Origin of the sequence: Bacillus sp. JJ722 (genome assembly GCF_036963345.1) — a bacterium.
GTDB lineage: Bacteria > Bacillota > Bacilli > Bacillales > DSM-1321 > Bacillus_AD.
Window position 1 is genome coordinate 51,561 of record NZ_JBALMO010000006.1, and the last position, 8,134, is coordinate 59,694.

Below are 8,134 nucleotides of genomic sequence, written 5' to 3' on the forward strand. Positions count from 1 at the left end.
CATGTAAAGCAAATCAACTAAGAATGCCTAACGATACATTATTTTAAAGTAACCAATTCTAATTTAATTAGACTTTCAGCGATTTGAACTGAATTCCACGCTGCGCCTTTTAATAGGTTATCAGAAACAACCCACATATGGAAGCCTTTATCTTCATCCAAATCTTTACGGATTCTACCAACAAATACTTCATTTTTACCTACGCAGTCAGCAGGCATAGGATAAATTTGTGCTTCTGGCTCATCTTGTAAGACTACACCTGGTGCACTTTTCATTAATTCTTTAATATCTGCTGCAGAAACACCTGATTGATTTACTTCAAAGTACAATGACTCAGAATGTCCAGTTACTACTGGAATTCTTACACAAGTTGCTGCTACAGGTAGGTCAGGCATATGCATAATTTTTTTCGTTTCATTAATCATTTTCATTTCTTCATACGTATAGCCATTTTCTTGAAACTTATCAATTTGTGGAATTACGTTGAAAGCAATTTGGTAGTGCTTCTCGTCGCTCTTTACTGGTAATACTTGTGGATTAATTTCCTCACCATTTAATAGCTGTTGTGTTTGTTCATGTAATTCAGAGATTGCTGCTGCACCTGATCCTGAAACAGCTTGATAAGTAGAAACAATTAATTTATTTAATCCATAAGCTTTGCGAACAGGTTCTAAAGCCGCTACCATTTGGATTGTAGAGCAGTTTGGATTCGCAATAATTCCTTTATGTTGCTTTAAATCCTCTTCATTTACTTCCGGAACAACCAACGGTACATTTTCAGCCATTCTGAATGCGCTCGTGTTATCTACTACTATAGCTCCACGTTTCGCCGCTTCAGGCGCAAGTTCAAGGGATACACTTCCTCCTGCACTGAATAATGCAATATCAATACCTTCAAATAACTCTGGTTTTGCTTCTTGAACAACGATTTCTTCTCCATTAAACTTTAATACGGTTCCTGCAGATCGAGCAGAAGACAAAAGAGTAATATTTTTGATTGGAAAATTTCTTTTCTCTAAAGTTTCCATCATTTGTTGGCCAACAGCACCTGTTGCTCCTACGACTGCTACATTTAATCCTTGTCTTGCTTCCACCATCCATACCCCATTTCTGTCTTTTTAAGCAAATATTTTATTGTTTATATATATTGGTTCCGAGATTAGTCTTTATTTTATCATATTACCTTATAAAAGAAACAATAGATTTTTCACAAATTTACTTAAGTAAGATTTTTTATTGTAATATTATGAAAAATCTCGGAATTTTTCAATGATAACGGGTTGTAATTGCTTTCCTTCAATAGCTGCTATGATCGTTTCGGAGATGAGAGACATTTTTGCAACCATTGATTTTGGCTTATTTTCAGGATCATCTTGACCATAGGGTATGAAATATATATCTTTTGCTGCCATTAAGCGCATTAAATTAACACCATTTAATCCAAGTGCATCATTCGTAGAAATTCCAAGAACAACGGGTCGATAATTTCGTAATGTAGCTTTGGCAGCCATAAGTACCGGAGAATCAGTAAGGGCATTTGCGAACTTACTCATTGAGCTTCCTGTTAACGGTGCTATAACCATGCAATCCAACGGCATTTTTGGACCTAGTGGCTCTGCTTTTACAATACTATCAATTACCGCATGACCTGTTATCCTCTCTATCCGTTTTACCCAGTCATCACCTTCGCCAAAGCGAGTATTTGTATTACTAACAGTATGGGTAACAACCGGAATCACTTCTGCACCACTATTCACCAACTTTTCAATTTCAGGAAACACAACATCGTATGTGCAATGAGAGCCTGTAACTCCAAATCCAATTCGCTTCCCTCTTAAACTCATTTCGACTTCCCCTTTCGTTTCCCTAAATCCTCTTGCAAAAGCTGAATGAGTACATTAGCTAATATTCTCCCCGCTGATTTTGGAGCGACAATACCTGGTAACCCAGGTGCTAATAGTGCCTTAATGCCTCTTTTCTCAGCGTATCGAAAATCAGTCCCACCTGGTTTTGAAGCTAAATCAATAATTAATGTATGAGCTGGCATTCCTGCAATCACTTTGGCTGTTACAATTTGTATTGGAATCGTATTAATACAAAGATCTACATCCTTCACAATTTCTTCTAATCGATTTAAATAAAATGGCTGTAAACCCATTTCAGTTATGCGGGCGATGTGCTCGCTCTTTCTTGCTCCAACTTTCACTTTTGCTCCAAGTGCTTGAAATGTTCGAGCCACACTCATACCCGTCCTACCTAGGCCTAACACAACTACATTACTTCCATGAATTGTAAAATCGGTGTGTTGAATGGCCATCATAATTGTGCCTTCAACAGTTGGAATACTATTATATATAGCTACATCATCTCTTTGGAACAGCTGGACTAATTGTCGATTAGCTTTTTTCATTACAGAATCTAAATAGGAATTACTTATACCGGAATAAACCTTACAATAAGGTGGGGTTTTTGTAAGAATATTACTCGTTAAAACGATGCTTTCATTTGAAAAAATCGTCTCAATTTTACCTTCCGAATTCGTTCCTGGGACCGGAAGAATAATCGCATCTATTTCCGTAAAATCCAGTTCATCAATCTTTTCTTTTACTGCACCAGAAAATGCATGATCAAGCTGCTCAAAGCCTATCAATGATAATTTTGCATCTTGCTCCGTTAACTTTCTAATCACTTCTAGTTGCCTTGCATCTCCGCCTATAACGGCAATTTGCATGCCTGTTAGCACTCTATCTTCACCCACTTTAAGGAAAATTAATAATAAAACTTACCTTTTTCCTTACCCATATTATGAACACGACGCTAGATAGGTGTATGTTTACTTTCAAAAGTAAAAAAGAGAAATTCCAATTTGGAATTCCTCTTCAACATATTAATTCTGTTCTTTTTCATCCCAGTTAAGACTTTTCTTCATAATGGACATCTGGAATATCAATAATAATCATATCTGTACCTATCTTCTTTATATGACGCCACGGCACACGTATCTCACTGCCATTCTTTTTAAATCCGAACCATTTAACTGAGGGAATAATGAGCGCTACTATTTGTCCATTTTCATTAATTTCTAAATCGGTCTGACCGAGAATACCAAGTCGCTCTGCTTTTTTAACATCTACAATTTCTTTACCGCTTAATTCACTTAACCTCATAAAAGCAGTCACCTCTTTTAAATATACCTATTACATTCATATAAGTTAATAGGTAAGATTAGAAGTGATTTTTCATTTTAAATAAAAAAACCGTGCTAAAAGGTTTTACAAAACCCTCTAACACAATTTCTTTACTTCGACTGCCAATCTTCTATTGGACTAATAAAAGCCATTGCATGTTCATCAGTAAATACTTTATTAGTGATCGCTGCAACACTGTCTTGCGTAACATTATCAATCAACTCAACAATTTCATCTAATGAACGATGATTTCCTAAAACCAGTTCATTTTTACCATTTCGACTCATTCTACTATTTGTGCTCTCTAAACTCAACATTAAATTTCCTTTTAACTGCTCTTTACTATTGTTAAGTTCTTTAGCCGTAATTCCTTCTCTTTTAAATGTGTCAATTGTTTGTTGAATGGTTTGGAATAATACTTCCATTTGGCCTGCTCCAGTACCACCATAAATGGTAACTAAACCGCTATCTTGATAGCCAGAATGATAGGAGTAAACAGAGTATGCAAGTCCTCTTTGTTCACGTACTTCTTGGAATAGACGACTACTCATGCTTCCACCTAGGATGTTATTCATAACAATTAAACTGTACGCATCACTATGCCCTATTGGTAATCCTTCGTACCCTAAACATAAATGAGCTTGTTCCGTCTCTTTCTTTTTTTGCAAAGTATGATAATGGAAGACAGGTTTATCTTGTTGCACGTTTTCACGTTTTCCACCTTCATAGCTACCAAACAGCTTTTCAATTTCTTTAATAAAGCTTTCATCTACATTTCCTGCTACAGAAATCACTAAACGATCAGGTGTATACATTTCATGCACATATTGCTTTAATGTATCACTTGTGAACGTCTCTAATGTTTCTTCACGTCCTAAGATTGGGAAAGCAAGTGAATTGTTCTCATATACAGCCTTGCTTAATAAGTCATGAACGATATCATCTGGTGTATCTTCATACATTTTAATTTCTTCATACACAACATTTCTTTCTTTTTGTAGCTCTTCAGAATCAAAAGTAGAATTAAAGAACATATCTCCTAGCACATTAAGTGCATAGCTAGCGTGGTTATCTAATACCTTTGCATAATAACAAGTATACTCTTTTGACGTAAAAGCGTTTACTTGTCCACCTATGCTATCAAAGCTTTCTGCAATTTCTTTTGCATTTTTTGTCGTTGTACCTTTAAAAAACATATGCTCTAAGAAATGTGAAATTCCATTATTACTTTCCGTTTCATTTATTGAACCCGCTTTAATCCATAATCCAATAGCTACTGAACGAACAGTGGGTATATTTTCAAGAACTATTCGAACTCCATTTTGACATGTATATTTTTTAATCAACAACTATTCCCTCCTATATCTTGCTGTCTTAGTAGAATGCATATCCCACGATTAATGCATAATTCTTTCTTCCTTTAATGCTTCAGATACTGTTGTAATATGTAACTTTTTCTTCTTAATGTTCACAATTAATGTCTCTAAAGATTTTGCTGTAGATTCAGTAGGGTGCATTAATATAAAAGCTCCATTATGAATCCTACTTAATACTCTTTCTGTTAATACAGATGGGGTGGGTTTTTGCCAATCAATTGTATCAACACTCCACATAATTGTATCCATTCCTAGTTCATCTGCAATTGACACCGTCTCATCTCTAAATGCACCACTAGGAGGCGCAAACAAACTGCTTGAAACACCTGTAACAGCTTTGATTACATCATTTGTTTCTTGGATCTCTTTCCTTGTTAAACTCGATGATAACTTTTGCATATTAGGATGAGTATATGAGTGATTCCCTACCTCATGCCCTGCTCCAGTAATCATCTTAGCCAATTCTGGGTTATTCTTTGTCCATCTACCTTCAAGGAAAAAAGTAGCTTTCACATTATGCTTTTTTAACACAGAAAGCATCTGAGGAATATATTCGTTTCCCCAAGCAACATTTATTAAAAACGATGCAACAGGCTTATCTGGATGTGCGCGGTAAATAGGGGCAGCTTTAAGTTGAGAAAGATGTGTTTTTGGTCGTATTTGTTTATATATAAGTTTCTTTTCATCAAATACACCATCATCTTTCATGACTTTATAAGAAGAGAGTATATCTACTTTTAGGCCGTTATATCCTGGAACGGTCTTCCACACAGAGTCTATCATAGCATTTTTTGGTGAAACTTCATATTCCTTCGCTTTTTGCTTAATTTCTTCTAGAAGAGGATCATTTTTTTTCACAACCGAAACAGATTGACTTTTTAATGCGGTTACATACTGATCAACGCTCGGCGACTGCACTAACATCCATGATACCCCTCCTATCACACATATCGCAACAAGATGTTTCCACTTTTTACTCATTTTGTACAATCCTCCTCATAAAATAAGAAAAACAATGAACTGTGTAACACGAAATCTCATTTATTATTTTGTTACATTTAAAAGATTCTTAGTACAGTTTTATGAAGAGTTTGTACACGATAGAATAAGAAAAACCGTCACCGGCCCTTTTTATAAATGAATCAACTATTTTGTTACTAAATGATATACCCGTCAGTCTTGTCAAAAAAAAAACCCACGGTGTAACACACCGTGGATTAATTGCTTCTGAAGATTAGCTCATTTGCTCTGCTTCTTTTTGTTCTTTCAGCACAGCTTTACGAGATAAGTTCACTCGACCTTGCTTATCTATTTCTGTAACTTTAACAAGAATTTCATCGCCAAGTGCCACTACATCCTCTACTTTTCCTACACGTTCTAAATCGAGTTCAGAAATATGAACTAAACCATCTTTACCACTAAAGATTTCAACAAATGCTCCGAACTTTTCGATACGTTTTACCTTACCAAGATACGTTTTACCAACTTCAACTTCACGAACTAAATCTTCAATGATTTGTTTTGCACGTTGGTTATTCTCTTCATTAGTAGAAGCAATGAAGATAGTTCCATCTTGTTCAATATCGATTTTAACGCCAGTTTCTTCGATGATTTTATTGATTTGTTTACCGCTTGGTCCAATAACATCACGAATTTTATCTGGATTAATAGCCATCATAAGAATCTTAGGTGCATATTGAGAAAGCTGAGTACGTGGCTCACTTATTGTTTGCATCATGGATTCTAGAATGTGCATTCTTCCCGATTTAGCTTGTTGTAAAGCTTCTTCAAGGATTTGTCTAGATAGACCTTCAATCTTAATATCCATTTGAAGTGCTGTAACACCTTTAGCTGTTCCAGCTACTTTAAAGTCCATATCTCCAAGATGATCTTCCATGCCTTGAATATCCGTCAAAATTGTGTAGTGCTCTTCTTTCTTTACAAGACCCATTGCTATACCGGCAACCGGTGCTTTAATTGGTACACCAGCATCCATCATCGCTAGCGTACTTGCACAAATACTTGCTTGAGATGTTGATCCATTTGATTCAAGCACTTCTGATACAAGTCGAACAGTGTATGGGAAGTCTTTCTCAGATGGAATAACTGGCTCAAGAGCTCTTTCACCTAACGCACCATGACCAATTTCACGACGACCTGGTCCACGTAAGAAACCAGTTTCCCCTACACTGTAATGTGGGAAGTTGTAATGATGCATGAAGCGTTTAGACTCTTCTACACCTAATCCATCAAGAATTTGTACATCACCTAATGCGCCAAGCGTACAAATTGATAATGCTTGAGTTTGTCCACGAGTAAATAATCCTGAACCATGCGTACGTGCAAGTAATCCTGTTTCAGAAGATAAAGGACGAATCTCATCCGGTCTACGACCATCAGGGCGTACTTTTTCTTCTGTAATCAAGCGTCGCACTTCATTTTTCACTAATTTATTTAGTATTTCTTTCACTTGTTTAAGTTGATTTTCTTCAATTTCTTGCTCTTCATAATGTGCAATCACTCGATTCTTCACTTCAGTAATCGCTTCTTCACGAGCAAGCTTTTCTTGTACTTGAACTGCTTTATTAATATCCGTTTCACACAATGCTGTTACTTCAGCTAGCAAATCCGCATCGATTTCATAAAGTTCAATTTCACGATTTTCTTTACCCACTTCTGCCATGATCTCTTCTTGGAACGCAACTAAGCGTTTAATTTCTTCATGACCGAACATAATCGCTTCTAACATTACTTCTTCAGGAACTTCATTCGCACCTGCTTCTACCATGTTAATAGCATCTTTTGTTCCAGCAACCGTTAAGTTAATATCGCTTTTCTCCATTTGTTCAACATTTGGATTGATTACAAATTTGCCATCAATACGACCAACGATTACACCAGCAATTGGTCCTTCAAAAGGAATATCAGACACACATAAAGCAAGTGATGAACCAAACATTGCAGCAATTTCAGAAGAACAATCTTGATCCACACTCATTACTGTGCTGATTACTTGTACTTCATTACGGAATCCGTCAGCGAACAACGGACGAATTGGTCTATCAATTAAACGGCTCGCTAAAATCGCTTTTTCACTTGGGCGACCTTCACGCTTAATAAATCCTCCAGGGATTTTACCAACGGCGTATAACCTCTCTTCGTAATTCACAGTTAATGGAAAGAAGTCTACCGATTTAGCATCTTTAGACGCAGTAGCCGCACTAAGTACAGCTGTATCTCCATAGCGAATTAACGCTGCCCCGCTAGCTTGTTTTGCTAATTGTCCTATTTCTACAGAGAGCGTACGTCCAGCCCAATCTATGGAAAATGTTTTTTTCGTTTGATCCATTGTTTTTAAAACCCCTCTCTACAATCTATACATAAGGTTAAATTATATTTAATCATCTATGACATGTATGTAAAAGCGTACATTTCTTACCCATACTAGTCTTATTATGCACGAAATATCGTATCATTAACAGTATAAAAAGAAATATGTATGCACATTTATCAATTTTTTATTATCGTTACAAGAAATTACCACTCTTTTTTCCCACATAGTAATTTTTT

General features: G+C 36.0%; 7 protein-coding genes. All 7 read right to left on the minus strand.

Annotated features, from left to right (window positions below; translation table 11 throughout):
* Positions 1 to 38: 38 nt before the first annotated feature.
* The gene (asd, locus tag V7014_RS01095; protein ID WP_438824846.1) at positions 39 to 1,094 is read right to left on the minus strand and encodes an aspartate-semialdehyde dehydrogenase; all 1,056 of its coding nucleotides are present in this window, start codon (positions 1,092 to 1,094) and stop codon (positions 39 to 41) included.
* Positions 1,095 to 1,244: 150 nt separating this feature from the next.
* Positions 1,245 to 1,844 (minus strand): dipicolinate synthase subunit B, encoded by a 600-nt coding sequence (locus V7014_RS01100; protein ID WP_335503101.1) that lies wholly within the window; start codon positions 1,842 to 1,844, stop codon positions 1,245 to 1,247.
* The gene (dpaA, locus tag V7014_RS01105; protein WP_335503160.1) at positions 1,841 to 2,743 is read right to left on the minus strand and encodes a dipicolinic acid synthetase subunit A; all 903 of its coding nucleotides are present in this window, start codon (positions 2,741 to 2,743) and stop codon (positions 1,841 to 1,843) included. Before dpaA ends, V7014_RS01100 begins: the two co-directional genes overlap by 4 nt.
* 169 nt (positions 2,744 to 2,912) lie before the next feature.
* On the minus strand, positions 2,913 to 3,167 hold the full coding sequence (locus V7014_RS01110) for a YlmC/YmxH family sporulation protein (protein ID WP_335503104.1): 255 nt from the start codon (positions 3,165 to 3,167) through the stop codon (positions 2,913 to 2,915).
* A 131-nt stretch (positions 3,168 to 3,298) separates the two neighbouring features.
* Complete coding sequence (locus V7014_RS01115) at positions 3,299 to 4,534, minus strand: M16 family metallopeptidase (RefSeq protein WP_335503106.1); 1,236 nt, start codon at positions 4,532 to 4,534, stop codon at positions 3,299 to 3,301.
* A 51-nt stretch (positions 4,535 to 4,585) separates the two neighbouring features.
* Positions 4,586 to 5,545, minus strand: coding sequence for a polysaccharide deacetylase family protein (locus V7014_RS01120; RefSeq protein WP_335503109.1), 960 nt, complete (start codon positions 5,543 to 5,545; stop codon positions 4,586 to 4,588).
* 253 nt (positions 5,546 to 5,798) lie between these two features.
* On the minus strand, positions 5,799 to 7,913 hold the full coding sequence (pnp, locus tag V7014_RS01125) for a polyribonucleotide nucleotidyltransferase (protein ID WP_335503112.1): 2,115 nt from the start codon (positions 7,911 to 7,913) through the stop codon (positions 5,799 to 5,801).
* Between the last annotated feature and the right edge of the window lie 221 nt (positions 7,914 to 8,134).